Origin of the sequence: Antarctobacter sp., from assembly GCF_048262615.1 — a bacterium.
In the GTDB taxonomy this organism is placed as follows: domain Bacteria; phylum Pseudomonadota; class Alphaproteobacteria; order Rhodobacterales; family Rhodobacteraceae; genus Antarctobacter.
In genome coordinates this window covers 79,433-102,378 of the sequence record NZ_JBLXFB010000006.1, presented here as the reverse complement: position 1 = coordinate 102,378, position 22,946 = coordinate 79,433, and the positions used below count along the sequence as shown (strand labels likewise).

Sequence of the window (22,946 nt, the reverse complement as noted above, 5' to 3'; positions counted from 1 at the left end):
TTTCGCACCATAGGGGACAAACATGGATAACATTACACCCATTCTCATTATCGTCGTGGCCGCGCTGGCCTTCATCGTTCTGATCATGCTGGTGCTGGCGCGACTCTACCGCCGCGCCACGCGAGAGGTCAGTCTTGTCAAGACCGGTGCCGGCGGCAAAAAGGTCATTATGGACGGCGGTGTTATCGTCATCCCGCTGCTGCATGAGGTCAGCCCCGTCAACATGAAGACGCTCCGCCTTGAGGTGCAGCGCAACGGTGAGGCCGCTCTGATCACTCAGGACCGGATGCGCGTCGACGTCGGCGTCGAATTCTACGTCTCTGTCATGCCCACCGAAGAGGGCATCGCCCGCGCCGCCCAGACGCTGGGCGACCGCACGTTCTACGTCGACCAGCTGCGCGAAATGATCGAGGGTAAACTGATCGACAGCCTGCGCTCTGTCGCCGCCAAGATGTCGATGGACCAGCTGCACGAAAACCGCGCCGATTTTGTCCAGGAAGTGCAGAACACGGTGTCTGAGGACCTGACAAAAAACGGTCTTTCGCTGGAATCCGTCTCTCTGACCGCGCTCGACCAGACCCCGTTTGAGGCACTGGACGAAAACAACGCCTTCAACGCCGTCGGTATGCGTCGTCTGGCAGAGGTCATCACCAAATCCCGCAAGGAACGCGCCAACATCGAGGCCGAGGCCGACGTCGCCGTGCGCCGCGCCGAGATGGAAGCCTCGCGCCAGAAGATCGCCATCGAGCAGGACGAGGAACAGGCCCGCATCGAACAGATCCAGCGCATCCAGACCATGCGCATGGCGCAGGAAGCAGAGATCGCCGCCCGCACCGAAGACAGCAAGCGTGAAACCGAACGCTCGCGCATCGCCCGTGAGGAATCCGTCCGCAGCGCCGAGATCGAACGCGAGCGCAAGATCCGCGAAGCCGAGATCGCCAAGGAACGTCAACTTGAGGTGGCCGAACAGGACCGCCAGATCATCATCGCGCAAAAATCCGAAGAGGAAAGCCGCGCCCGCGCCAGCGCCGATCTTGCCCGCGCCGAAGCGACCAAGGCAATGGAGGCGGTGATCACCGCCAAGGAAGTGGCCGAGGCCGAACGCCTCAAGCAGATCGCCCTGATCGAGGCCGCGCGTGAGGCCGAACGCCTTGCCACCGGCATCCGCCTGTCAGCGCAGGCCGAAAAGGACGCCGCCAGCGACCGCGCCAGCGCCCGCCGCGAAGAGGCGCAGGCCGATGCCGACGCGATCACCATCCGCGCCGAGGCCAAGAAGATGGACCTGCTGGCCGAGGCCGAAGGCCGCCGCGCCATCGCCGATGCCGAAAACGTGCTGTCGGCCGGACTGATCGCCATGAAGGTGGATCTTGCCCGGATCGAGGCGCTGCCAAAGATCTTGGCCGAGGCTGTCAAACCGGCAGAAAAGATCGACTCGATCCGCATTCACCACCTCTCTGGTCTCAATGGCGCGCAGGGCGGCGCAAACGGCGGCGCGGGCGACAAACCCCCGGTCAATCAGGCGCTCGACTCGATCCTGGGCATGGCCGTTCAACTGCCTGCGCTGAAAAAGCTGGGTGAGGAACTGGGTATGACCATGGACGGCACAATCGACGGCCTGATGAGCAGCGCGCCTGCCGCCGCGACGGACGATCCCGCCCCGACCGAGGACGCGCCGAACCCGGACACGCCGGAAACGCCTTCGGCCTGACCGGCATTACAACAACCGGCAACGCCTCTCACAGGGCGTTGCCGCCGCGGACCCGCCCCACACAGGTTGCCCACACGCCACCTTGCGTTTCTTCTGTCCGAAAATATCCCGGGGGGCTCCGCAGGAGCGGGGGCAGCGCCCCCTGCAACGCCGAAATACGCGTAGGGTGGGTTTTCAACCCACCGCCCCGCCAGCAAGGCACGCCGCTTACGTCACCATGTCTGCCACGTCACCGGCAATAGGTGCCGTTGCCATGCCGTTTGGTGTCAAAATGAAAGTGATCGCGGTGAAAGCGGTCCGATTCCGGTCCCAGCACCGTGCCAAAGACCCCGCAGGCCTTTTTGTGCATCCGCCGCAGCGCCTTGCCGTCCTTGCGCCTGCCCCAGCCATCCTCGACCGTGATGCTGGACCCGTCCTTGAGCAGGATCGCCGAAATGTCGATCGCCTTGCCGCGCCCGTGTTCGGAAATCGGCGCACCGGGTTGGTTGTTGCGCGTCCGGCAAGAGTAGTGCGCCGCGACCTTCAGCCCGGACACCCCGCCACCGCGTCGGCCCACCGCCGGTTTCGCGCCCTCACGCACCCAGACCTCCAACGCGCGCGCCGTCTTGCAGTCCATCAGCGCGCCCTGGGTCAGCCGCACATTGCCAATCGACTGCAATCGCACCGCGTCCTTGATCCCGCAGGCCGACAGTTTGCCCGGTACATTGCCGACGATCTCACCCTGCAAAGCCGGATCGCCGCAAAGACCGCCGCCCTTGCCCGCACCGCTGGAAAAGGCGTTGCCCAGCTTGTCCAGTCCGCTTGTCACCCGCTCTCTCGCCCCGCAGGACCCAAGCAACAGGAGACAGCACAGACCAAGAGCGAGGTGTTTCACCGTTTTACCTTCACGCGACCGAAATCCGGTTCATTGGTATCCTGACCGGCCTGCAAAATGCCACGGCGTATGGCCCGCGTATGGGTGAAATAGGCATGAAGCTGCTCACCGTCGCCGGTGCGGATGGCCCGTTGCAGCGCCATCAACTCTTCGGTGAAACGCCCGAGGATCTCGATTGTGGCGTCCTTGTTGGTCAGGAACACGTCGCGCCACATGGTCGGATCACTGGCCGCGATCCGGGTGAAGTCACGGAATCCGGCGGCCGAAAACTTGATCACTTCCTGATCGGACACCCGCCGCAGATCGTCCGCGACACCAACCATGGTGTAGGCGATCAGATGCGGCACATGGCTGACCACGGCGCAGACAAGGTCATGGTGCTCCGGCTCCATCACCTCTGTGTTTGAGCCCAAAGCCTGCCAATAGGCCTCGACCTGCGCCACCGCCTGAGGGTCGGCACCCTCAACCGGCACCACAAGGCACCACCGGTTGTCAAAGAGAGAGGCGAACCCCGCTTCGGGCCCGGAGTGCTCGGTCCCGGCCATTGGGTGACAAGGCACAAAATGCACGCCTTGCGGGATGTGCGGGCCAACCTCCTCGATCACCGTGCGTTTGACCGATCCGACATCGATCACCGTGGCCCCCGGTTTCAGATGCGGCGCGATCTCTTCGGCGACCTTGCCCATGACGCCCACCGGCGTGGCCAGAACCACCAGATCGGCGGCCGCCACAGCCGCCGCGACCGTATCGACAACCTCGTCACACAGCCCGATCCGGCGCGCCGTTTCGCGCGTGTCTTCAGACCGCGCGTAGCCGGTCACATGCCCGGCCAGACCGCCGCGCTTCATCGCCCAGAACATCGACGACGCGATCAGGCCCAGACCGATCAGCGCCACACGGGGGTAAATCACACTCATCGTGCACCCGCCTTGAACAACCCCACATAATGCGCGATCTGGCGGCACGAGGGTTCGTCCCCGACGGTGATCCGCAGGCAGTTGGGCAGCTTGTATCCCGCCACCCGCCGCACGATCAGGCCCTGACTTTGCAGATACAGGTCGCAGGCCTCGGCCTCGGCCTGATCGGCAAAACGCGCCAGCACGAAATTCGCCGTGGAGGTATCGCTCGGCACCCCGTGTTCGGCCAGCGCCTCTGCCAACCATGACCTGAGGCGGGTATTCTCACTCCGGCATTTTTCAACAAAGGCGGTGTCGCGCACCGCCGCCTCTGCCGCGGCCAGCGCGGTGCCGGACAGGTTGAACGGCCCGCGCACCCGGTTGAGCACGTCGATCACCGCTTGCGGTCCATAGCCCCAACCGACCCGCAGCCCGCCTAGCCCGTAGAGCTTGGAAAAGGTGCGTGTCATCACCACGTTGTCGCGATGCTCGACCAGCTTGGCACCGCCGTCATAGCCCTCGACATATTCCGCATAGGCGCCGTCCAGCACCAGCAGGCACTCCGCCGGGATACCCTCGGCCAGCCGCTCGATCTCGGCCAGACCGATCATCGTGCCGGTGGGGTTGTTGGGGTTGGCGATGAACACCAGCCGCGTGGCGTCGGAGCAGCCCGCAAGGATCGCATCGACGTCTGTGACCCGCTCACGCTCACGCACCTCGACCGGGGTGGCCCCGGCGGCCTGCGCGCTGATGCGGTACATGGCGAACCCGTGTTCCGTATACAGAACCTCGGTCCCCGGACCGGCGTAGGCCTGACACAGAAAGGTAATGATCTCATCCGACCCGACACCGCAAATCACCCGCTCCGGGTCCACGCCGTGGACCTCGCCGATGGCATCGCGCAGCGCCCGGTGGTCGGTGGAGGGATAGCGATGCAGCTCATGCACAGATCGCTTGACGGCTTCCTGTGCGGCGGGGCTTGGCCCGAACGGGTTCTCGTTCGAGCTGAGCTTCACCACATTGGTCACGCCTTTCACATGGGCCGTGCCGCCCACGTAAAGTGAAATGTCCATGATACCCGGCTGCGGCTTGATCGCTGTCATTCTGACCTCCTGAAGCCACCTGTGCATAACGCCGTGCCTTCGCTTAGAAAAGCCACAAACGGGTTCCATTCCACGCCGCGCAAGATACGATACCGTCAAGGAGATTTCCGGAGACGCATTATGAAGACGCTGGAATATGTATTTGTTGCCTTGATGGTGATCCTCGTCGGACTTTTGATCCTCGACTCTGGCGTACTTGAACCCCGCATGGTGCTGCGTATCGCGTCAGACCCTGAAAACCGCGCGATAGAGCCGCTTGTTCAGGAATGGGCCGCCGAACACGACATCGACGTGGAAATCACCTATCCCGCTTCGGCGGCCATCGCGCGGGAACTGGCCAAGGGGTCAGGCACCGACTTTGATGTGGTCTGGCCCGCCAGCGCGCTGTGGATCGCGCTGGGGGATACGCAAAAGGTTGTGCACCATGGCGCCTCTGTGGCGCGCTCCCCAATTGTGCTGGGCCTGCGCACCTCCATCGCCAAAGAGCTTGGGTGGATCGGGCGCGCCGATGTGACCGTTCAGGACATCCATACGGCGGCAAAGGAAGGCAAGTTCCGCTTGTCGATGGCCTCTGCAACGCAATCGGATTCCGGTGCGCTGGCCTATCTTGGATTTCTTCACGCGCTGTCCGGCACCGCCGACGCGCTGACCTTGGAGACCCTCGCCGATCCGGACCTGCGGGACGAAATGCGCGATTTTCTGGCGCAGGTCGATCGGTCCGCCGGGGACGCCGACTGGCTGGCACAGGCGCTGATCGACAACGCCGCCGCCTTTGACGCCATGATCAACACCGAGGCCCTGCTGATCGACGCCAACCAAAAGCTGATCGCCGAGGGCAGGGAGCCGCTGTATGCGATCTACCCGGCCAACGGGATTGCCGTGGCCGACAGTCCGATTGGCTACGTTTCCAAAGGCGACACAGACAAGGAAGCCAGGTTTCTGGAGCTTCAGGCCTTTCTGACCACGCCAGAGGTGCAGGTCATTCTGGCCAGCCAGGGCCGTCGCGTCGCGCCTGTCGACCCGGACGCGCCGGACGCGGACCCCGCGATCTGGAACCCCGAGTGGGGGATTGACCCGGACCGCGCCTTTACACCGGGTCCGGAACCGTCGTCCGAGGTCATCGCCGAGGCGCTCCGCCTGTATCGGACCGACCTGCGCAAACCGTCGCTGACGGTCTGGCTGCTGGATGTATCGGAGTCATCTGGCGGCACACCGATACAAGAGATCAAGGGCGCGGTGGCCACGCTGCTGGACCCGGCCGCTGCGGAGGCCCGCCTGCTGCAACCTTCGCCCCGCGATGTGACAATCCTCATACCCTATAACCACAACATTCTGGACCCGATCGTGATCGAAGGCGACCAGACCGCCGCGTCCGAACAGGCGCGCCAACTGGTCGACACCTTGCAAGCCGAAGGGGGCACGGATGTATTCTATGCCCTGTACGAAGGGTTTGAGGCCTTTCGACCGCAGGCAGAGGACGGCACGCTGTCCGATTTCCTGCCAGCCATCATCGCGGTGATTGACGGCCCCTCCGACACAGAGACCCGCACGCCGCTGCTGGCCCATATGGACCAGACACCCTATACCCGGACCATTCCGATCCATACCATCGCATTTGGCGACGCCGACCCGGATCAATTGGCACAACTGACAAGACTGTCCGCCGGACGCCTGTTCGACGGGGCCAAGGATCTGCAAGAGGCGCTGTGGGCCGCCAAAGGGTACAATTGACGGGAGTTCAGGGCCGCTTCGGCGTGTTGCAACAGTGCGGCATCTGTCCGCTGGGCGAGTTCCCGAACCCTGCGCTCATGGCGCACAGATCACCCGTGCGCGCTTTGTTGCCTTGTGACTAAGACAGATTAACGTGTTGCCGGGGAAGGTGGGCGGGGCGGTGTGCGCAACAGGCGCACCGTCCCGGTTCCCAACCAATCCCGGACATGGCGCGGGCCTTAGACAACCACTTCCATGGCCTGTTGTTCGCCCACTCCGAAGACCCGCTTGTAGCGCGCGATTTCCTCACCCGGTCCCATCGCCTTGTTGGGGTTGTCCGACAGTTTCACCGTGGGGCGTCCATTTGCGCTGATCGCCTTGCAGACAAGGCTGAAAGGGGCCAGCCGGTCGTCCGGTGTCAGACCCCGGAAATCATTGGTCAGCAATGTGCCCCAACCAAAGGACACCCGCACACGACCCGTAAACCGTTTATAAAGCTCAAGGATCTTGTTTTCATCCAGTCCGTCCGAGAAGATGACCAGTTTCTTCCGGGGATCCTCACCCCGGCTTTTCCACCAGTTGATCGCCACTTCGGCCGCTGTCGCCGGGTCGCCGGAATCGATCCGGATGCCGGTCCAGCCCGCCAGCCAGTCCGGAGCACGCTGTAGAAACCCTTCGGTGCCGTAGGTGTCGGGCAGGATGATCCGCAGGTTGCCGTCGTGTTCTTCCTGCCAGTCCGCCAAAACGTCATAGGGAGCCCGCGCCAAGGCCGAGTCGTCCTCGGCCAGGGCCGCGTAAACCATTGGCAACTCATGGGCGTTTGTCCCGATGGCCTCCAGATCGCGGTTCTTGGCGATCAGGCAGTTGGACGTCCCCACAAAACTGTCGCCCAATCCCTCCAGCATCGCCTGAACGCACCAGTCCTGCCACAGAAAGGAATGCCGCCGCCGCGTGCCGAAATCCGCGATCCGCAGTTCGGGCACCGTCCGCAGATGCTCGACCTTTTGCCACAGCTTGGTCATCGCCCGCGCGTACAGCACCTGTAGTTCGAACCGTCCCATGTCGTGCAACACCGCGCGCCCGCGCAGTTCCATCAGCACCGCCAAGGCCGGGATTTCCCACAGCATGACCTCGGGCCATTTGCCCTCGAACGTCAGTTCATACTGATCCCCCACCCGTTCAAGGTGATAGGGCGGCAGGCGCAGGTTCTCGAACCACTCCATGAAATCCGACCGGAACATCTGACGCTTGCCGTAAAACGTGTTGCCGCGCAGCCAGGTCCCTTCGCCCCGCGTCAAGGACAATGACCGGATGTGATCCAATTGTTCGCGCAGTTCACCCTCGTCAATCAGCTTGGCCAGCGGCACATGCTTGGACCGGTTGATCAGCGAGAAAGTGACCTCGGTGTCGCGCTTTTTGCGGAAAACCGACTGGCACATCAGAAGCTTGTAAAAATCCGTGTCGATCAGGGACCGGACGATCGGGTCGATCTTCCATTTGTGATTCCAGACCCGTGTTGCAATATCGACCATTTCGGCCCTCCGTCGCGTCAAATGTCAGGATAAACCGGATGCACCGGGATCACGCAAGCGTGACTCCCGCCTCCGCCATCCCGTCCAGCGCCGCCTGTAGCGAGCCGTCAAGGTCGATTGCCCGGCACAAGTCCTGAAGCACCGTCACCTGAAACCCCAGTTTCACGGCATCCACGGCTGAGAAGTTCACGCAGAAATCCGTCGCCAGACCGACAAGGGTCAGACGATCAATCCCCCGCGTGCGCAGATACCCCTCCAGCCCGGTGGGTGTGCTGTGATCATTCTCGAAAAAAGCCGAATAGCTGTCGATTGCCGCGCGAAACCCCTTGCGAATGATCAGGTCCGCGCGGTCCACCTCCAGATCGGGGTGAAAGTTGGCACCGGGTGAGCCCTGAATACAGTGATCGGGCCACAGCACCTGCTGGCCATAGGGCATTTCGATCATCTCGAAGGGGTCCTTGCCCGCATGTGAGGTGGCAAATGACGAATGCCCCGCCGGGTGCCAGTCCTGCGTCAGCACCACCGCGTCGACCTCGGCCATCAACGCGTTGATCGGCTGTACAATCTCATCGCCCCGCGCGACCGCAAGCGCGCCGCCGGGGCAGAAATCGTTCTGGACGTCGATCACGATCAGCGCGTGCATGGGCCGTCTCCCTCTATCGGTCCGGCGCAGCATAGGGGCGCGATTTCGGAATTGCCATGCCATGCGACGGCTGATAATCGTGCCGACCTTCCGAACAGGAGATGCGATCATGGCACGGCTTGGCGTGGATTTCGGCACGTCCAACACGGGCGCCGCCGTCATGGCCGGCGGGCGCCCCTACGCGATCCCGCTGGAACCGGGCGAACAGACCTTGCCCACGGCGATCTTTATCGATTTTGCCGAGCGGCGCTATCTGTACGGCAGCGCGGCGGCGCGCGCGATGATGGACGGGGCCGAAGGCCGGTTCATGCGCGCGCTGAAAAGCATTCTGGGCACGCCGTTGGCGCAGGAACCGCGCCGCCTGCTAAACGAACGCCTGACCCTGATCGAGGTCATCGCCCGCTTCCTCACCGAAATCCGCAAACGCTCTGAGGCGCACACCGGGCTGAAATTCGACAGCGCCCTGTCGGGCCGTCCGGTGCATTTCCACTCTGCCTCTGCGACACGTGACGCACAGGCGCTGGAGGATCTGACAGAGGCCTACCGCCTTGCCGGGTTCACCTCGGTCGAATTCCTGCCAGAGCCAGAGGCCGCCGCACAGGCGGTGGACGGCGCGGGCCGGATGCTGATCGTCGATATCGGCGGCGGCACCTCGGATTTCACGGTATGTGACCGCAAGGACGGCAAGACACATGTGATCGCCAGTGGCGGTATCCGGTTGGGCGGCACGGATTTCGACAAGGCGCTGAGCCTTGCCCATGCCATGCCACTGCTGGGGTACGGCGCGCAGATCGGGGCGGAAATCGGGGCCAAGACCCATGCCGCCCCGCGCGCCCTGTTCCACGACCTTGCCAGTTGGGAAAAGATCCCCTTTGTTTATGACGCCGCCGTCCTGCGAGAGGTGCAGCGCTGGATTCGCTTGGCCCCGCAGCCGCACCTGTTCGAACGGCTGGCGGACGTGCTGGAATCCCACCTTGGCCACGACATCGCCTACGCGGTCGAGGCGGGAAAGATCGCGGCCAATGGCGCGGATGCCGGGGAAATCGCATTGGATGTCGTCGAACGCGGGTTGTCGATAACGCTGGCGAAAGAGGCGCTGACCGCTGCCCTGTCCGGCTATGGAGAAGAGATTGCAACCTGCGCGATGGACACGCTGCGCGCGGCGGGCTGCGCGCCCGACACTGTGGATCAGGTGGTCTATGTCGGCGGTTCCAGCCTGCTGAATGCCGTGCGCGGCGCGATGACCCGCGCGCTGCCGCAGGCGCAGCCGGTGGACAGCGAGGTCTTTACCGCCGTCGTTCACGGTCTTGCCATTGCGGCAGAATAGCCGCTGGACGACTGCGCCTACGCTTCGTATCGACAGGCCCATGTTCACCGTCTGCGCCCTGTACCACTTTACCCGCTTTGACGCCCCTGCCACCCTGCAAGGGCCGTTGCAGGATCTTTGCCGTGCGCAAAAGATCACCGGCACGCTGTTGCTGGCGCATGAGGGGATCAACGGCACCATCGCCGGACCCGCGGCGGGGATCGAGGCGGTTCTGGCGCATATCCGCGCCTTGCCCGGTTGCGCCGATCTGGAATGGAAACTGTCGACCGCGTCAGAGCGGCCCTTTGCCCGCATGAAAGTGCGGTTGAAGAAAGAGATCGTGACCATGGGCCAGCCGGATGTGGACCCGCGTGCCCGCGTCGGGCACTACGTGGAACCGGCGGATTGGAACGATCTGATCCGCAGCCCCGACGTGGCCGTCATTGACACGCGCAACGATTATGAAGTCGCCATCGGCACCTTTGAGGGCGCGGTGGACCCGCAGACCGACAGCTTCCGTGATTTCCCTGAATGGTGGCAGGCGAACAAGGACCGCTTTCACAACAAGCGGATTGCCATGTTCTGCACCGGCGGCATCCGCTGCGAGAAATCCACCAACTACCTGCTCAGTCAGGGGGTCGAGGACGTGTTTCACCTCAAGGGCGGTATCCTGAAATACCTCGAAGAGGTGCCCGAGGACGACAGCAGCTGGCAGGGGTCGTGTTTTGTCTTTGACGGGCGGGTTTCGGTGGAACACGGGCTGCGCGTAGGGCCGCATGACCTGTGCCACGCCTGCCGCCGCCCGATCCTGCCTCAGGACCGCGCGCGGCCCGAGTATGAACAAGGTGTGTCCTGCCACCTTTGCATCAATGAGACCTCCGAGGCAGACAAGACGCGGTTCCGCGAGCGGCAAAAGCAGATCGCGCTGGCCAAGGAACGCGGTGAGCGGCACCTGCATACGGACATCCTCGACGAGGATTGAGCGCTTGGGTCGGTTGCCGCCACTCTGCTAAGCCTTGGCGGGATGAGGAGACCCGCGATGACCGACCAGATTTCCAGTCACGTGCTGCGCGATGGCGATAGCCGCGTAACCGTCCTGTCCATGGGCTGCGCCGTGCAGGACTGGCAGGTTGGCGGGCGGCGGGTGGTGCTGGGGTATGACGATCCCGAGTCCTATCGCGAGAATCCCAAATCGATGGGCATTGTCGTCGGTCGCGTGGCCAACCGGACCGCTCAGGGGCGTTTCACGCTGGATGGAGAGAACTGGCAACTGCCGGTCGGGCACGATGGGCATCACCTGCATGGCGGGCCGCGCGGGCTTGGGTGGCGGAACTGGCACATGATCCCCGAAGGGGATCGGGCGGTGCGGCTGACGTTGCAGTCCCCCCATCTGGATCAGGGGTATCCGGGTGCGGTGGACTTTGAGGTGCGCCTGTCGCTGGACGGGGCTGCGCTGACCTGGGACATGACGGCAGTATCGGATCGGGTGACGCCGGTGAACCTTGCCCAGCACCTCTATTTCAATCTCGCGGGCGCGGGCACCGTGCGCGATCACTCCCTGCGCCTGAACGCCTCACATTATACCCCGACCGGGCCGGACCTTATCCCGACCGGCGAGCGCCTGCACGTTGGGGGCACCCGTTTCGACTTTCGCAAGGCGCGGCGGATCGACAAGGCCGACCCCGAAGGCACAGGTTATGACCTGAACTTTGCGCTGGACGACGGCGCCGGTCCCGCGGCCGAGCTTTTGGCACCGGACGGGATGCGCCTGCGCCTCTGGACAGATCGACCGGGCGTGCAGGTTTATACCGCAAACACCCTGACGCCCTATGCAAACCCTTGGCCCGGTGTGGACCATGGTGCGTTCGGCGGTATTTGTCTTGAGGCGCAGGATTTTCCCAACGTGCTCAACACACCCGGCTTTGGGTCGATCCTCGTGTCGCCCGACGCACCATATCGGCAGGTGACAACAATCGAAATCGCGCCGCGCTAAGCCAAACATATCCGCCCGGCGTTGCCTGCCCCGGCCACCAACGCGCGACCAAGGCAACGCCGGATGGCCACGACCTCAGGGGCATTAACCATGATTCCCGCTAAAAGTAGCCTCTCACAAGGCTGCCCGCCAACAAGGCCCAGCCGTCCGCCAGCACAAAGAACGCCAGCTTGAACGGCAAAGAAACAATCGCGGGCGGCACCATCATCATGCCCATCGACATCAGCACCGCCGCGACGACAAGGTCGATGATCAGGAAGGGCAAAAAGATCAGGAACCCGACCTGAAAGGCGCGCGCGATTTCGGACAACATGAAGCTGGGCACAAGAACCGACAGCGGCGCGTCAGGCGACAGGGCGGTGCCAGCGGCGTCCGGGCGCAGATCGGCCATCGCGCCGAAGGTGTCCGGATCGACCCGTCCGGCCATGAAGTCACGGAACGGGGCGATTGTCAGCAAGGCCGCTTCTTCCACCTCGATCTGCTCTTCCATAAGGGGTTGCAGACCGGTCTCCCAGGCCTCGGTAAAGACCGGTTCCATCACGAAATAGGTGAGAAACAGCGCAAGACTGACGATCAGCATGTTGGGCGGCGACTGTTGCAGGCCCACGGCCTGCCGCAGGATCGCCAGCACGGTCACCATGAAGGGAAAGCAGGTGACCATGATGGCGATGCCAGGTGCAAGACTGAGCAAGGTGATCAGCGCGATCAGCTGGACCGAGGTCGCAGTGACAGAGCCACCCTCGCCCATATCTATGGCGATGGATTGCGCCCCTGCCATGCCCGGCAACAACAGCAGGCACAGCGCCAGAGCAGGCAGGAGTCTGCGCATGAATCAGGCCCGCGACTGCAAGTCGACCACTTCGGTGATTCGCACCGCCAGTTGGCCCGGTCCATCGCCTTCGACCACCTCCAGTACGCCAATCGCGATCAGCTTTTCGCCGACGTACAATTCCACCGGGTCGTCCAGTTGCTTGTCGAGGGTCAGCACCGATCCTTCGTTGAGTTGCAGCAGTTCCCGCACCAACGGGCGGGCCCGGCCGACGGATACGGTGATCTCGATCGGGACCGAGGTAAAGGGTGTCCCTGTGTCGCTGCGGGGTGCGGCTTGTGCGCTATCCATGTTTCATCTTCCTCCGGTTGTCATGGGCAAAACCTTCTACCGCCTCGGCCACGGAGGCGATCAGGTCGCTCAGATCGATCTGTTGTTCGGTTTCGCCAAAGCGGATGTCGGCCTGTTCCTCGGCCAGCGTGTCGTCCGACGAAATTTTTATAGGAAAGCCAAAGTCGCCCCCCAGCAGCGGCGTGATTGCCTCGACCCGCGCGGGATTGACCGCGATGATCACCTCCATTGCCCCGATCTCACGGCTCATGACCTGCAATTGCTCGACAATATGCTGGCCCAGCGTTTCGCGGGCGAGCCGGGGCAACAGGGACGCGACCATCTCATCCAGCAGCGGCGTCACGGCGTTCATCACCTGAGAATAGGCTTCGTGGTAGGAAAAACTGAGGTCCTGAAGGTGCTGTCCGAAGGCACTCGAAATCCGCGAACGGTCGTCCGACTGCGCCTTGACGGCATCGTCCCAGCCCGCGCGGTATCCCTTTTCAAAAGCTTCGAGTTTCTGCCCTTCAAGATCGGCTTCACTGATGCCCGGCTGGGTCGGGGCCATCTGGGCGGCGAAGTGATGCGGCATGGTGCTGCCGAAATCCTCCAGAAGCGCTGCAAGCGCACTCATGACGCGCCCTCCTTGTCTTCCTCAAGCCAACTGCGCAGAATCTCGACGGTTTCGGTTTTGCGGGCCTCGATCAGGTTGCGCAGACGATCAACCGGATCCTCTTCGGCCGGGGTGTCGAAATCGACCATGCCCATCCCGCCAAAGTCCGGCCCGTCCGCCAACACGGGAAGATTGTCAAAGCCGCCCTCGGGTTCAATCTCACCCACCAGCGGCTCGGCTTGAACACCTGCGCCTAACCCGCCCGGCGACGGCAAGGCGCCGGCGGGCGACATGCCCGGTTCCGGGCTCCCGCGCGACAGGATCGGACGCAGCACAAACAGCCCAAGGATCAACGCCACCACCGCCAGAACCGCCATCTGGATCAACCGCATGGTGTCAATCGACCCGGTGAAGAAGCCCGGCTCCAGCGGCCCGGTTCCCAACCCCTCTGGCCGCTCAAAGGGCAGCGAGCGCAGGGTGATCTGGTCGCCGCGCGTCTCATCGAAACCCACCGCCGAGGCCACCAGTTCGCGCAGCGCCTCAAGTTCCACCTCGGGAAGGGGCACGAACTGTTGTGTGCCGTCGGCTGCTGTCTGGTAGGTGCCATTGACCAGAACCGCGACGGTCAGCCGCTTGATCGCACCGGGTTGGCGGGTGATCTCACGCGTGGTCTCGGAAATCTCATAGTTGATCCGTTCGCGCGTCTCGGCCTTGGAAGTCAATGAGCTGTCCGGCCCACCGCCTGCCGCCCCGTCGGGCAAGTTCGACGCGACAGTGACATCGCCGCCTCCGCCGGTGTTCTCGGCCCTGTCGGTGCGCTCTTCGGTGTCGGTGGAGATCACCACGCGGCCCTCGGGATCAAAGCTGCGCTCGCGGATCAGTTCCGTTTCGGTGACGGTCGCGACGCTGACCTCGACCACCGCGTTGCCGGTGCCTACCCGCGCCTCCATCAGGCGCTGCACCCGGTCCCGCAAAAGTGCCGCGCGGTCGTCCGCCGTTACGCCGCCGCCGATCTTGTCTTCGGCCCCGATCAGTCCGCCCTTGCCGTCGATCACCGCAACGTTTTCAGGCGTCAGCCCCGGAACCGCCGAGGCCACGAGAAATTTCAATGCCCGCGCCTGAGCCGCTGTCAGCACGGCACCCGTCGTGCTGACAGAGATAGAGGCGGTGGGCGTCACATCCCGCTGAAACGGATTCGCGCTGGAGTTGGCGATATGCACGCGCGCCGTGGAAATCTGGGGATTCGAAACGATGGTCCGCGCCAGTTCACCCTCTTTCGCGCGCCAATAGGCCGCATCGAACATCTGACTGGTGGTGCCGAAGCCCGACAACCCGTCCAGCAGCTCATACCCTTGTCCGCTGTTGGCGGGCAGTCCCTCGCTGGCAAGGGTGAGTCGCAGCGCGTCACGGTCCGCTTCGGGGACAAAAATTGCACCGGCGCGCACATTGTATTGCACGCCGCGCGCCTCCAGCGCCTTGACCACCTCACCGGCGGCGTCGTTTTCCAACCCGGCATAAAGCAAGGCCATATTCGGGGCCGACGCCAGCCGCGTCAGTCCAAGAACCGCCATCATGACCACCACCGTGGCGCCAATGACGATCATGCGTTGGCGCCCGGCAAGGGCATTCCAGCTCGACAGTATCTGGTTCAAGACCGACCTCCACTCCAAACATTCTGTTCGGTTGTGCTGAGGTTGACCCATTCGCCTTAACAATCAGTTAGCCCATTTACCCTATACCGAGGTCACTGCCGACGAAGAGGTTGAAAATGTCTGACGCCACCGTTGATGAAATTGAGCCAGTTGCGAAGAAATCTTCTAAACTTCCGCTGATCATCGGTCTGGTGCTGGCGCTGGCCGGTGGTGGCGGGGGATTCTACGCGGTGCAATCCGGCCTGCTGGGCGTCGGAAACGGCGACAATCCCGATGGCCCCGCGTCCGCGGATCACGGTGACCCGCATGTCGCGACCAAGGCCCTGCCGGACGTCAGCTTTGTCGAGGTGCCGCCGGTCCTGATCTCATTGGGGCCGGGCGCGCAGGCCAGTCACCTGCGGTTTCGGGCCAGCCTCGAAGTTCCGGCAGAGTATCGGGCAGAGGTCGAAAAGATCCTGCCGCGAATCCAGGACGTCCTGAACAGCTATCTGCGCGCGCTGGAGGCACGTGACCTCGAAGCACAGGGCGCTCTGGTGCGGCTGCGCGGCCAGATGCTGCGCCGGATCAAACTGGTGGCCGGAGAGGGTCGCGTCCGCGACCTTCTGGTGCTGGAATTTGTCCTGAATTGAGGGAGACAGGAATGGAAGTGATTGCGGATATCTTGCTGGTGGCAGGCGCTCTTGGCGCCGGGTTTTACTGCTTTATTCTGGCGCGGCGGCTGTCGCGTTTCACCGATCTGGAAAACGGCGTCGGTGGTGCGGTGGCGGTGCTGTCGGCACAGGTCGACGACCTGACCAAGACATTGGGCGCGGCACAGCAAAGCGCGGGCGAATCGAACAAGTCGCTGGGGGAGCTGACCGAACGGGCCGAAGATGTGGCGCGGCGGCTCGAATTGCTTGTGGCGTCGATGCACGACCTGCCGCAGAACGGCGCCCCGCCACAGCCCGAGTCGAAAGATCCGGTTTTTCTGCGCCACCCGCGCAACTGACGGCACCCCGCCAAAAACGATGAACAAATGAGGTACGGCATGGCAAAGGCAAAGGCTGCGGCGGGGAAACCGGCACAACGGCGCACCAGACGCAGGCCGCGCGGCGCACTGGCCGCAATATGCGCGCTTTTGGTGACGTCTGGGCTGTTGCGGGTGGCCATCGGTGCCGGAGAGGCTCTGGCCCGCGAAGGGGGCCCCGCGCCAAAGCCCGAAACAGCGTTGGTGTCCGCTCCTCCCGTCGGCACGGACCCGCATGCGTCCACCCCCGCAGGACAGACCCGCCTTGTCGCCGAGGCCGATCTTCAACCTTTGCTGGACGCTCTGAACGCCAGAGAGGCGCGCGTCCGCAAAAGCGAATCAGCGATCGAGGTGCGTATGCAGGCCCTAGCCGTCGCCGAAGAAGAAATTGAGCGCAAGATGACCGCTCTGGCCGCCGCCGAAGCCAGCCTCAGAAACACCCTTACGCTGGCCAGCACCGCCGCCGAAGACGACATCGAAAAGCTGACCAACGTCTACGCCAACATGAAGCCAAAGCAGGCCGCCGCACTGTTTGAGGAAATGGACCCCGAATTCGCCGCCGGTTTTCTGGCCCGGATGCGGCCCGACGCCGCCGCAGCGATCATGGCGGGCATGACCCCTCAATCCGCCTATCTCGTCAGCGTCATCCTTGCCGGGCGCAACGCAAATGTCCCCAAGGACTGATCCTCACGTTGCCAGACAGGACGCGCAACTGGTACTGCACGGCAACGTGACGCGGATCTCGCAGAGTCGGGATTGCTTTTCCGTTCGTCTTGGGCGACATATTTTGCCGCCGTTCGTGTTCTTTTGCCAAGGTCTGCCATGATGAAACGCCGTACATTCCTCGCCGCCTCCGCGGCCGCCGCCGCGCTGCCTGCGCCTGCGTTGGCTTTCACTCTGGACCCGATCTACAAACCGCAGACCGTGGGGATCAAGGCAGACATGGCACCGGGTCAGATCCTGATCCTGTCAAAGGCGCATTTCCTTTACTACGTCGAGGGCCCCGGTCAGGCGCGCCGTTACGGCGTGGGTCTCGGGACCGCCGGGCAGGCGATCTCGGGCTCTTACGACGTAGGCGGCAAGAAAAAATGGCCGACTTGGCGTCCGACCAATGCCATGATCGAGCGTAACCCCAGTGCCTACGGCAAATTCATCGACAACGATTTTGTCCAGCCCGGTGGTCCGGGCAATCCACTGGGTGCGCGCGCGCTTTATCTGTACCGGAACAATCGCTACACCTTCAACGCGATCCACGGCACCACCGCACCCCGTTCCATCGGTCGGTCGGTGTCGAATGGCTGTGTGCGCATGATCAACGATCATGTCATCGACCTGTACGAGCGTGTCCCCGTTGGCACCAAAGTCACCGTTCTGTGACAGACGCCCCCGCGCGCCGGACTGAACATTTCGACCTGATTGTTCTTGGCGCTGGCCCCGCCGGAGCCTCTGCGGCACTCACCGCCGCAAGGTCCGGGCTGCGTGTGGCGCTGGTGGACAAGGCGCGCTTTCCTCGGGACAAGCTGTGTGGCGGCGGGCTCACCGGGCGCGCGATTTCCCTGTATAGCCGCATTTACGGCGCCCCACTGCCGCCGGTTCCGCTGGAGCGGCGCGACAGTTTTGCCTTCCACGCTTTTGGCCAGGACCTTGGGGAAAGCACGGACGCCCCGCCCTTGCACCTGTGCATGCGGTTCGAACTGGACGCGGCGCTGGTCCGCGCAGCGATAGGCGAGGGAGCCGCCGATTTCACCGGACGCGCCGGGAGACTCGATCCCGGCGGACCGGCCTTTGACCTGCCCGACCTGCGGATCGAAGCGCCGCTGCTGATCGCGGCAGACGGCGTCAACAGCCCCACCGCCAGTACGCTGTTTGGCAGCGCCTATGACAAGACTCAGATCGGCTTTGCGCTGGAGGTCGAGCGCCCCGGCGCAGACCCCGACCGTCCGTTGCGAATCGATTTCGGGGCCGCGGACTGGGGCTATGGCTGGCAGTTTCCCAAGACCCGTGGCACGACCATCGGTGTCGGTGGGGTGCTTGCGCGAAACACCGACATGAAAGCGGCCCTGCGCCGTTATATGGACGCGCTCGACATACCCTCCGACCTGCCGGTCAAAGGCCAGTTTTTGCCTTTCGGGGACTTTCGCCCAATGCCGGGCAAAGGCCGCATTCTGCTGGCAGGCGATGCCGCCGGGCTGGTCGATCCGATCACCGGCGAGGGCATCGCGCATGCGCTCGACAGTGGGGCGCTGGCCGCCAACGCTGTGCGACAGGCCTTGACCGCAGGCACCCCAGACTCGGCACTGTATGCCTACAAGGACAGCCTGCGGCCGATCCATCGCGGGTTGCGGCACGCCCGACTGTTGCGAAACCTGATGTTCCGGGAAAGCCTGCGCCCCACCTTTATCCGCAGCTTTCGCAATTCGCGCACCCTGCGCCGCGAATATCTGCGCCTCATGGCCGGTGAAACGGAATACGGGGCCTTGATGCAGAAAATGGTCGCCCGCCTTCCGGGGTTTGCATGGCGCGCGGTCAGCGGAACATGAACAATCTGAGACAAACGGCCCCGTCTCAAAGTCAGGTCTTAAGCCTTTGTTAGGAACTGACCGTCTACCTTGCCAACAGACGGAGGGTGTGATGGCGGTTTTTTCGTTTCTATTCGGCAGTATGATCGGGCTTGCCTGCGCCCTGACCGGGTGGCTGGCCTGCGATATGTCATTGCTTGCCGCCTTTGGGCTGCACCTCAGCGTCAGTATGGTGGTTGGCACGGCGCTGGTCGTCGCAGCGGTCCACGCCGATGACAGTACTGGACATGAGATCAAGGCCTGACCGGGGTCATTGTGCCTAGTCTGCCACCCGTTCAATCAAAGCCTCAACCATCGGGCCGACCGCCCCCACAATCCGTGACACCCCCTGCGCATTCGGATGAATGCCATCCGCCTGCATGAAGGCGCGCAGGTCTGCGGGTGCTGCGCCGTCCTGTGTCAAACCGGCAAAGAAACTTTCCAGATAGAGTGTGCCGTAGGTCTGCGCCAAGTCAGGGTAGAGCGCGTCAAAGGCTGCCTTGTACTCGGGGCCATAGTTGCCCGGTGCCTGCATCCCGATCAACAGCACCTCCAGCCCGCGCGCCTCGGCCACCTTCAGAATCCCCTCCACGTTGTCACGGGAAACCGCCGGATCAATGCCCCGCAGCAGGTCATTGCCACCCAATGTAACGATCATCGCCTGTATTTCTGGCGTCAGGGACCATTCCACCCGCGCCAGACCGCCCGCCGTCGTATCGCCGGACACCCCGCCATTCACAATCCGCACGTCATGCCCGCGCGCCGTCAACCACGCGCGCAGTTGCGGCACAAACCCCTCTTCTTCGATCAGCCCATAACCCTGCGTCAGGCTGTCGCCCAGCGCCAGAATATGGACCCGATCCGCCGCAGCCCCTGTGGCGAACAACATCAGCATCCCCGCCAGCGCCTTGCTCAACCCGCCTGACAGCCCATATGTGATCCAACGCAACATCTCCGGAGATCTCCCTTGCCCGAGCCTGTCCTGTCGCTCCAAGATGTCACTCTCAGCCTCAGGGGCAATGCCGGACTGGTGGAAATCCTGCACGGGATCACGCTGGACGTGACGCGGGGCGAAACGCTGGGCCTGATCGGGCCGTCGGGGTCGGGGAAATCCTCACTGTTGATGATCATGGGCGGGCTAGAGCGCGCCACCGGCGGAAAAGTGCACGCCTTGGGTCACGATCTGACCGACATGAGCGAGGATGCGCTGGCCCGGTTCCGGCGCGATCACATGGGTGTGGTGTTTCAGTCCTTTCACCTGATCCCCACCATGACCGCGCTGGAAAACGTCGCCACACCGCTGGAACTGGCCGGAGACCGTCGCGCCTTTGATCGGGCGCGGGCGATTCTGGACAAGGTTGGACTGTCGCACCGCGCCGACCACTACCCGGCACAGATGTCCGGCGGCGAACAACAGCGCGTGGCCCTTGCCCGCGCGCTTGCGCCAGAGCCGGATATCCTGCTGGCGGATGAACCCACCGGCAACCTCGACGGGGTAAACGGCGCGGCCATCGTCGACCTGTTGTTTGGCCTGTCGCGAGAGCATGACGCGACGCTGGTGCTGGTGACCCATGCGCCGGACCTTGCCGCGCGCTGTGACCGGATTGTGCGCCTGCGCGATGGCCACGTCGATGATGCGGACCTGAGGGCCGCGGAATGAGCCTGAGGATCGCGGGCCGTCTGGCCCGGCGGGAGTTGCGCGGCGGACTGCGCGGTTTCCGCATCTTCCTTGCCTGCCTTGCCCTTGGGGTCGCCGCCATCGCGGGCGTCGGTTCCGTCCGGTCCGCTATCCAGGCGGGGCTGGAGGATCAGGGCGCGGTCCTGTTGGGCGGCGACGCAATGGCCGAGTTCACCTATCGCTTTGCGACCGAGGATGAGCGGGCATGGATGGAAAACACCGCCGAGGCGGTGTCAGAGGTCACCGATTTCCGGTCCATGGCCACGGTCACCCGTGACGGCACCAGCGAACGCGGGCTGACGCAGGTAAAATCCGTCGATGCCGCCTATCCGCTTCTGGGTGAGATGGTGCTGGAACCGCCCATCCCACTGGCCGATGCGCTACAGGATCTGGGCGCAGTCATGGCCCCGATCCTCGCCGACCGGCTTGGCCTGCAAACCGGCGACCGTTTTCGCCTTGGCACGCAGGATTTCACCCTGCGCGCCACGATCCTGACAGAGCCTGACGATGCGGGCGACGGGTTCGGCCTTGGGCCCCGGACCATCGTGCGGACCGGAGACCTGCAAGGCTCTGGCCTGCTCGCGGAGGGCTCCCTGTTTGAGACCGAGTACCGGATGCGCTTGTCCAGCGACACCGACCTCGACACGGTCAGGGCCGAGGCCCTGCGCCGGTTTGAGGACACCGGCCTCAGCTGGCGCGACGCCCGCAACGGCGCGCCCGGCATTGCGCGTTTTGTCGAACGGTTGGGCAGTTTCCTGATCCTTGTCGGACTGTCCGGTCTGGCCGTCGGAGGCATCGGCGTTTCGGCAGCGGTGCGCGCGTATTTGGCCGAAAAGACCTCTGTCATAGCCACCCTGCGCACACTAGGGGCCACCCGCGCGGTGATTTTTCAGACCTATTTCCTGCAAATCGGCGCGCTCAGCCTGTTGGGCATCGCGATTGGGCTGGTGCTGGGCGCTGCGATCCCGCTGCTCTTTGCGCCGCTGATCGCCGGGGCGCTGCCGGTACCCGCCATCTTTACGTTGCACCCCGCGCCCTTGGCCGAGGCTGCGCTGTACGGGTTGCTGACCGCCCTCCTTTTCACTCTCTGGCCGCTGGCACGGGCCGAAGAAGTGCGCGCCGCCACACTGTTTCGCGATGCTCTGGACAGCGCGCGGCTGTTGCCCGCGTGGCGCTATGTCATTGCCACGTTGCTCCTGATCGCGGCCTTGCTGGGGGCGGCGGCGCTCTTTTCCGGCAACCCTGCGCTGACGCTGTGGACGGCCGGGGGCATCGCCGGGTCTTTGCTGATCCTTGTGGCCGCCGCTTGGGCGATCCGCTGGCTGGCGCGCCTTGCCACGCCCACGGCGCGGGGCCGCCCCGTCTTGCGCTGGGCGCTGGGCGCAATAGGCGGACCACGTGAAAGCGCCGGATCGGTGGTCTTGTCTCTGGGTCTTGGCCTGACCGTGCTGGCGGCCATCGGCCAGATCGACGGCAACCTGCGAAGTGCGATCCAGCGCGATCTGCCCGCAGTTGCGCCATCCTATTTCTTTGTCGATATCCAGAAGGACCAGATGCCCGGCTACCTGAACCGGCTGGAAAACGATCCCGCCGTCAGCCGCATTGACAGCGCGCCGATGCTGCGCGGTATCCTCAACCGGATCAACGGCTTGCCAGCGGCAGAGGTCGTGGGCGAACACTGGGTCCTGCGCGGCGACCGTGGCGTGACCTATGCGGAAACCCCCGATGCCCGCACCACCGTCACCAAGGGCGCATGGTGGCCCAAGGATTACAGCGGCCCGCCGCAGGTCAGCTTTGCCGCCGAAGAAGCCGAAGAGATGGGCCTGAAGCTGGGCGATGAGATCACCGTCAACATCCTTGGCCGCGACATCACCGCCACGATCACATCCTTCCGGGCGGTCGATTTCTCCACCGCCGGGATCGGATTCGTGATGACGATGAACCCCGCCGCCCTGTCCGGTGCGCCGCATACGTTCATCTCGACCGTCTACGCCGAAGAAACCGCCGAGGCGTCGATCCTGCGCGACCTCGCCAATGCCTATCCCAACATCACCGCGATCCGCGTACGCGACGCCATCGACCGGGTCAGCACCTTGCTGGACGGCATCGGGCAGGCGGTGCGCTGGGGCGCGGCGGCAACCTTGCTGACCGGCTTCCTTGTGCTGATCGGCGCGGCGGCAGCCGGCGAAGGAGCGCGCACCTATGAGGCGGCGGTGCTGAAGACCCTCGGGGCCAGCCGCGCCCGCATCCTGCGCAGCTTTGCGCTGCGCTCTGGCCTGCTGGGCGCCGCCGCAGGGGCGGTGGCGCTGGGCGCGGGCATCGCCGGGGCCTGGGCGATCATGACCTACGTGATGGAAACGCAATTCACTGTAATCTGGCCCTCGGCCATCGCCATCGTCTTTGGCGGCATTCTTGCCACGCTTCTGGCGGGCCTCGCCTTTGCATGGCGACCTCTGGCCGCCCGACCGGCAGGCGTTCTGCGGGCCCGCGAATGAGAAAAGCGGACAGGCTGTCACCTTGCGCCACGGTCCCCGGACTGGCAACACCACGTCAACGCAAAGCAATCACCGGATGT

At 63.8% G+C, this 22,946-nt stretch carries 23 protein-coding genes; 13 read left to right on the top strand and 10 right to left on the bottom strand.

Features of this window, described 5'->3' with window-relative positions; genetic code table 11:
- Positions 1-22 precede the first annotated feature (22 nt).
- On the top strand, positions 23-1,708 hold the full coding sequence (locus tag ACN0S5_RS08715; protein ID WP_417207781.1) for a flotillin family protein: 1,686 nt from the start codon (positions 23-25) through the stop codon (positions 1,706-1,708).
- A gap of 229 nt (positions 1,709-1,937) precedes the next feature.
- Here the strand turns inward: ACN0S5_RS08715 and ACN0S5_RS08710 are convergent, their stop codons facing one another.
- The 3 genes from ACN0S5_RS08710 to hisC all read right to left on the bottom strand — a co-directional run bounded on the left by ACN0S5_RS08710 (position 1,938) and on the right by hisC (position 4,581).
- Positions 1,938-2,516: an extensin family protein gene (locus ACN0S5_RS08710; protein WP_417207780.1), complete on the bottom strand. Its 579-nt coding sequence runs from the start codon at positions 2,514-2,516 to the stop codon at positions 1,938-1,940.
- A 62-nt stretch (positions 2,517-2,578) separates the two neighbouring features.
- Positions 2,579-3,499 carry a prephenate/arogenate dehydrogenase family protein gene (locus tag ACN0S5_RS08705; RefSeq protein WP_417207779.1) on the bottom strand — a complete coding sequence of 307 codons (921 nt, stop codon included), beginning with the start codon at positions 3,497-3,499 and terminating at the stop codon, positions 2,579-2,581.
- On the bottom strand, positions 3,496-4,581 hold the full coding sequence (hisC, locus tag ACN0S5_RS08700; RefSeq protein ID WP_417207778.1) for a histidinol-phosphate transaminase: 1,086 nt from the start codon (positions 4,579-4,581) through the stop codon (positions 3,496-3,498). Before hisC ends, ACN0S5_RS08705 begins: the two co-directional genes overlap by 4 nt.
- A gap of 120 nt (positions 4,582-4,701) precedes the next feature.
- Between hisC and ACN0S5_RS08695 the strand changes: the two genes are divergently transcribed.
- Positions 4,702-6,312, top strand: coding sequence for a substrate-binding domain-containing protein (locus tag ACN0S5_RS08695; protein ID WP_417207776.1), 1,611 nt, complete (start codon positions 4,702-4,704; stop codon positions 6,310-6,312).
- 218 nt (positions 6,313-6,530) lie between these two features.
- Here the strand turns inward: ACN0S5_RS08695 and pncB are convergent, their stop codons facing one another.
- Both pncB and pncA read right to left on the bottom strand, forming a co-directional pair.
- The gene (gene pncB, locus ACN0S5_RS08690) at positions 6,531-7,823 is read right to left on the bottom strand and encodes a nicotinate phosphoribosyltransferase (RefSeq protein WP_417207775.1); all 1,293 of its coding nucleotides are present in this window, start codon (positions 7,821-7,823) and stop codon (positions 6,531-6,533) included.
- A 49-nt stretch (positions 7,824-7,872) separates the two neighbouring features.
- Positions 7,873-8,466 (bottom strand): bifunctional nicotinamidase/pyrazinamidase, encoded by a 594-nt coding sequence (gene pncA / locus ACN0S5_RS08685; protein ID WP_417207773.1) that lies wholly within the window; start codon positions 8,464-8,466, stop codon positions 7,873-7,875.
- A 109-nt stretch (positions 8,467-8,575) separates the two neighbouring features.
- On the opposite strand from pncA, the gene ACN0S5_RS08680 reads away from it, so the two are divergent.
- The 3 genes from ACN0S5_RS08680 to ACN0S5_RS08670 are packed head-to-tail and all read left to right on the top strand — an operon-like array spanning position 8,576 to position 11,765.
- Positions 8,576-9,793 (top strand): Hsp70 family protein, encoded by a 1,218-nt coding sequence (locus ACN0S5_RS08680; RefSeq protein WP_417207772.1) that lies wholly within the window; start codon positions 8,576-8,578, stop codon positions 9,791-9,793.
- A 40-nt stretch (positions 9,794-9,833) separates the two neighbouring features.
- Positions 9,834-10,754, top strand: a complete 921-nt coding sequence (locus ACN0S5_RS08675) for a rhodanese-related sulfurtransferase (protein WP_417207771.1) — start codon at positions 9,834-9,836, stop codon at positions 10,752-10,754.
- Positions 10,755-10,811: 57 nt separating this feature from the next.
- Positions 10,812-11,765: an aldose epimerase family protein gene (locus ACN0S5_RS08670; RefSeq protein WP_417207769.1), complete on the top strand. Its 954-nt coding sequence runs from the start codon at positions 10,812-10,814 to the stop codon at positions 11,763-11,765.
- A gap of 100 nt (positions 11,766-11,865) precedes the next feature.
- Here ACN0S5_RS08670 and fliP read toward each other — a convergent pair whose 3' ends face one another.
- The 4 genes from fliP to fliF are packed head-to-tail and all read right to left on the bottom strand — an operon-like array spanning position 11,866 to position 15,129.
- A complete protein-coding gene (fliP, locus tag ACN0S5_RS08665; RefSeq protein ID WP_417207768.1) occupies positions 11,866-12,594 on the bottom strand; it encodes a flagellar type III secretion system pore protein FliP in 729 nt (242 codons plus the stop codon).
- Positions 12,595-12,597: 3 nt separating this feature from the next.
- Entirely contained in the window at positions 12,598-12,885 is a 288-nt protein-coding gene (locus ACN0S5_RS08660; RefSeq protein ID WP_417207767.1) for a FliM/FliN family flagellar motor switch protein, read from the bottom strand.
- Positions 12,878-13,498, bottom strand: coding sequence for an ABC transporter ATP-binding protein (locus tag ACN0S5_RS08655; RefSeq protein WP_417207765.1), 621 nt, complete (start codon positions 13,496-13,498; stop codon positions 12,878-12,880). Before ACN0S5_RS08655 ends, ACN0S5_RS08660 begins: the two co-directional genes overlap by 8 nt.
- Positions 13,495-15,129, bottom strand: coding sequence for a flagellar basal-body MS-ring/collar protein FliF (gene fliF / locus ACN0S5_RS08650; RefSeq protein ID WP_417207764.1), 1,635 nt, complete (start codon positions 15,127-15,129; stop codon positions 13,495-13,497). The genes ACN0S5_RS08655 and fliF overlap by 4 nt, the downstream gene beginning before the upstream one ends.
- Positions 15,130-15,245: 116 nt before the next feature.
- Between fliF and ACN0S5_RS08645 the strand changes: the two genes are divergently transcribed.
- The 6 genes from ACN0S5_RS08645 (at position 15,246) to ACN0S5_RS08620 (ending at position 18,958) form a co-directional block, all read left to right on the top strand.
- Positions 15,246-15,758, top strand: a complete 513-nt coding sequence (locus ACN0S5_RS08645; protein ID WP_417207763.1) for a flagellar basal body-associated FliL family protein — start codon at positions 15,246-15,248, stop codon at positions 15,756-15,758.
- A gap of 11 nt (positions 15,759-15,769) precedes the next feature.
- Positions 15,770-16,117, top strand: a complete 348-nt coding sequence (locus ACN0S5_RS08640) for a hypothetical protein (protein WP_417207762.1) — start codon at positions 15,770-15,772, stop codon at positions 16,115-16,117.
- 39 nt (positions 16,118-16,156) lie between these two features.
- The gene (locus tag ACN0S5_RS08635; RefSeq protein ID WP_417207761.1) at positions 16,157-16,819 is read left to right on the top strand and encodes a MotE family protein; all 663 of its coding nucleotides are present in this window, start codon (positions 16,157-16,159) and stop codon (positions 16,817-16,819) included.
- A 138-nt stretch (positions 16,820-16,957) separates the two neighbouring features.
- Positions 16,958-17,512, top strand: a complete 555-nt coding sequence (locus ACN0S5_RS08630; RefSeq protein ID WP_417207760.1) for a L,D-transpeptidase — start codon at positions 16,958-16,960, stop codon at positions 17,510-17,512.
- Positions 17,509-18,675 (top strand): geranylgeranyl reductase family protein, encoded by a 1,167-nt coding sequence (locus ACN0S5_RS08625; protein ID WP_417207758.1) that lies wholly within the window; start codon positions 17,509-17,511, stop codon positions 18,673-18,675. Before ACN0S5_RS08630 ends, ACN0S5_RS08625 begins: the two co-directional genes overlap by 4 nt.
- A gap of 91 nt (positions 18,676-18,766) precedes the next feature.
- On the top strand, positions 18,767-18,958 hold the full coding sequence (locus tag ACN0S5_RS08620; RefSeq protein ID WP_417207757.1) for a hypothetical protein: 192 nt from the start codon (positions 18,767-18,769) through the stop codon (positions 18,956-18,958).
- A 15-nt stretch (positions 18,959-18,973) separates the two neighbouring features.
- Here the strand turns inward: ACN0S5_RS08620 and ACN0S5_RS08615 are convergent, their stop codons facing one another.
- The gene (locus tag ACN0S5_RS08615; protein WP_417207756.1) at positions 18,974-19,645 is read right to left on the bottom strand and encodes an arylesterase; all 672 of its coding nucleotides are present in this window, start codon (positions 19,643-19,645) and stop codon (positions 18,974-18,976) included.
- Between the two features lie 15 nt (positions 19,646-19,660).
- Here ACN0S5_RS08615 and ACN0S5_RS08610 point away from each other — a divergent pair, with 15 nt between their 5' ends.
- Both ACN0S5_RS08610 and ACN0S5_RS08605 read left to right on the top strand, forming a co-directional pair.
- A complete protein-coding gene (locus ACN0S5_RS08610) occupies positions 19,661-20,353 on the top strand; it encodes an ABC transporter ATP-binding protein (protein WP_417207755.1) in 693 nt (230 codons plus the stop codon).
- Complete coding sequence (locus ACN0S5_RS08605) at positions 20,350-22,866, top strand: ABC transporter permease (RefSeq protein ID WP_417207754.1); 2,517 nt, start codon at positions 20,350-20,352, stop codon at positions 22,864-22,866. The genes ACN0S5_RS08610 and ACN0S5_RS08605 overlap by 4 nt, the downstream gene beginning before the upstream one ends.
- Positions 22,867-22,946 lie beyond the last annotated feature (80 nt).

Coding starts and splice junctions, on each gene's coding strand:
- ACN0S5_RS08715 (WP_417207781.1), top strand. CDS start 23: ATGGATAACATTACACCCATTCTCATTATCGTCGTGGCCGCGCTGGCC.
- ACN0S5_RS08705 (WP_417207779.1), bottom strand. CDS start 3,499: ATGAGTGTGATTTACCCCCGTGTGGCGCTGATCGGTCTGGGCCTGATC.
- hisC (WP_417207778.1), bottom strand. CDS start 4,581: ATGACAGCGATCAAGCCGCAGCCGGGTATCATGGACATTTCACTTTAC.
- ACN0S5_RS08695 (WP_417207776.1), top strand. CDS start 4,702: ATGAAGACGCTGGAATATGTATTTGTTGCCTTGATGGTGATCCTCGTC.
- pncB (WP_417207775.1), bottom strand. CDS start 7,823: ATGGTCGATATTGCAACACGGGTCTGGAATCACAAATGGAAGATCGAC.
- pncA (WP_417207773.1), bottom strand. CDS start 8,466: ATGCACGCGCTGATCGTGATCGACGTCCAGAACGATTTCTGCCCCGGC.
- ACN0S5_RS08680 (WP_417207772.1), top strand. CDS start 8,576: ATGGCACGGCTTGGCGTGGATTTCGGCACGTCCAACACGGGCGCCGCC.
- ACN0S5_RS08675 (WP_417207771.1), top strand. CDS start 9,834: ATGTTCACCGTCTGCGCCCTGTACCACTTTACCCGCTTTGACGCCCCT.
- ACN0S5_RS08670 (WP_417207769.1), top strand. CDS start 10,812: ATGACCGACCAGATTTCCAGTCACGTGCTGCGCGATGGCGATAGCCGC.
- fliP (WP_417207768.1), bottom strand. CDS start 12,594: ATGCGCAGACTCCTGCCTGCTCTGGCGCTGTGCCTGCTGTTGTTGCCG.
- ACN0S5_RS08660 (WP_417207767.1), bottom strand. CDS start 12,885: ATGGATAGCGCACAAGCCGCACCCCGCAGCGACACAGGGACACCCTTT.
- ACN0S5_RS08655 (WP_417207765.1), bottom strand. CDS start 13,498: ATGAGTGCGCTTGCAGCGCTTCTGGAGGATTTCGGCAGCACCATGCCG.
- ACN0S5_RS08645 (WP_417207763.1), top strand. CDS start 15,246: ATGTCTGACGCCACCGTTGATGAAATTGAGCCAGTTGCGAAGAAATCT.
- ACN0S5_RS08640 (WP_417207762.1), top strand. CDS start 15,770: ATGGAAGTGATTGCGGATATCTTGCTGGTGGCAGGCGCTCTTGGCGCC.
- ACN0S5_RS08635 (WP_417207761.1), top strand. CDS start 16,157: ATGGCAAAGGCAAAGGCTGCGGCGGGGAAACCGGCACAACGGCGCACC.
- ACN0S5_RS08630 (WP_417207760.1), top strand. CDS start 16,958: ATGATGAAACGCCGTACATTCCTCGCCGCCTCCGCGGCCGCCGCCGCG.
- ACN0S5_RS08620 (WP_417207757.1), top strand. CDS start 18,767: ATGGCGGTTTTTTCGTTTCTATTCGGCAGTATGATCGGGCTTGCCTGC.
- ACN0S5_RS08615 (WP_417207756.1), bottom strand. CDS start 19,645: ATGTTGCGTTGGATCACATATGGGCTGTCAGGCGGGTTGAGCAAGGCG.
- ACN0S5_RS08605 (WP_417207754.1), top strand. CDS start 20,350: ATGAGCCTGAGGATCGCGGGCCGTCTGGCCCGGCGGGAGTTGCGCGGC.